Source organism: Endozoicomonas sp. SESOKO2, from assembly GCF_024606245.1.
Taxonomy (GTDB): Bacteria; Pseudomonadota; Gammaproteobacteria; order Pseudomonadales; family Endozoicomonadaceae; genus Endozoicomonas_A.
Genome location: NZ_JAHHPQ010000586.1, coordinates 1 through 1379, shown reverse-complemented (window position 1 = coordinate 1379; position 1379 = coordinate 1). Strand labels below are relative to the sequence as shown.

Here is a 1379-nt window from a genome sequence, read left to right as displayed (position 1 = left end):
GAGCCAGTCGGACCTGAAGGCGCCTGATTTAACCTCATCTCTGGCTGCCAATAATGAACTGGTGCTGGGCTTCTCCGAAACTCTTTCTGGCTCGCCTTCCACTTCTGACTTTACGGTTCAGGTTGATGGCAGTGCCCGTCTGGTAACTGGTGTGGCTGTGAATGGACAAGAAGTCACCGTCACCTTTGACGGAGCCCAGATTGACAGCTCAGAACAGTTACTCTTCAGCTATACCGGCAGTAGTCTGAGCGATAGCAGTGGTAATGATGTGGTTAGCATCAGTGACCGGGTAGTAGGCTTTGACCATAGTTCCAGTGCTGGTTTGGATACTCTGATTGGAGATATTGGGGACGATATTTTCACCATTGACCATGATGACGTCACCGCTTCTGGCGGCCTGGGGGCTGATATCTTCGATTTCAATGCCAGCGGCACGGCGCAAAACCCTGCCGAGCTTATCATTACCGACTTCAGCACTGATGAAGGTGACATGCTGAAGCTGGATGATATTCTGGTGGATCCCAGCGACAATCTGGACGAGCATTTCCATTTTGTTGCCAGCGGCAATGATACGGTGATGGAGATCAGTGAAACTGCCAGTGGCGATGTTACGAAGAAAGTGACCTTTAAGGATGTTGACCTGTTTGCCCTGGGTGGCAGTGATGCTGATATCCTTAATAACCTGATGGATAACAATAATCTGGATCATGGTACCGGTATTTAGGAGGTTATTGTCGTGTCGAACACTTTTACGAATCTAAACAATGATTCTTTCCCATTTCCGGGTCTGCCAGACCATAACAAAAGCCAGTGAGCTGATCAGTCTCTGTAAAGCCTGAACGAGCCAGATGGCAGTCAAACCCAGACCCAGCACAGGCCCAACCAGCCAGCACAGTGGTAGCAGGATTAGCCATTGTCCGGCAGCTCTGATACCCAGTACCGTGCGATTGGCACCGGCACCCAGAAGAGCCTGTGTGAATACGAGGGAAGCTGCATCAAGGAAGATACTCATACCGGTCAGCTGAAGAGGAATCTTTCCCATCTCGACAAGAGGTTCCTGATGAAGAAAGAGACTCAGCAGGAACTCGGGAGTAAAAAGTAAAGGGAGACTCAGAAATAGCAGCACAGTGGCTGCCACCATGACAATATCCCAGCCCCAGCGCCAGGCTTTATGAGGTTTTCCGGCTCCCAGGCTCTGACTCACCAAGGTATTAGCGGCCATACCCATACCCATACCCGGCAAAATCAACAACAGAGAAATATTCATTAGAACATGGGCTACGGCCAGCTCACTGGTTCCCATCCGGGCAATGATGGCAAATAGCACCATAAAGCCAAGAGAGAACAGGATCTGTTGAAGAGAATCGGGAACAGCCAGT

At 50.2% G+C, this 1379-nt stretch carries 2 protein-coding genes; one reads left to right on the top strand and one right to left on the bottom strand.

Annotated elements, in window-relative coordinates; genetic code table 11:
* A partial coding sequence (locus KDK17_RS14195) for a type I secretion C-terminal target domain-containing protein (RefSeq protein WP_257288335.1) occupies positions 1–724 on the top strand: 724 nt, incomplete at its 5' end.
* A gap of 33 nt (positions 725–757) precedes the next feature.
* Here KDK17_RS14195 and KDK17_RS14190 read toward each other — a convergent pair.
* Positions 758–1379 (bottom strand): MATE family efflux transporter (locus tag KDK17_RS14190; protein ID WP_257288334.1); only part of this gene is annotated, 622 nt, incomplete at its 5' end.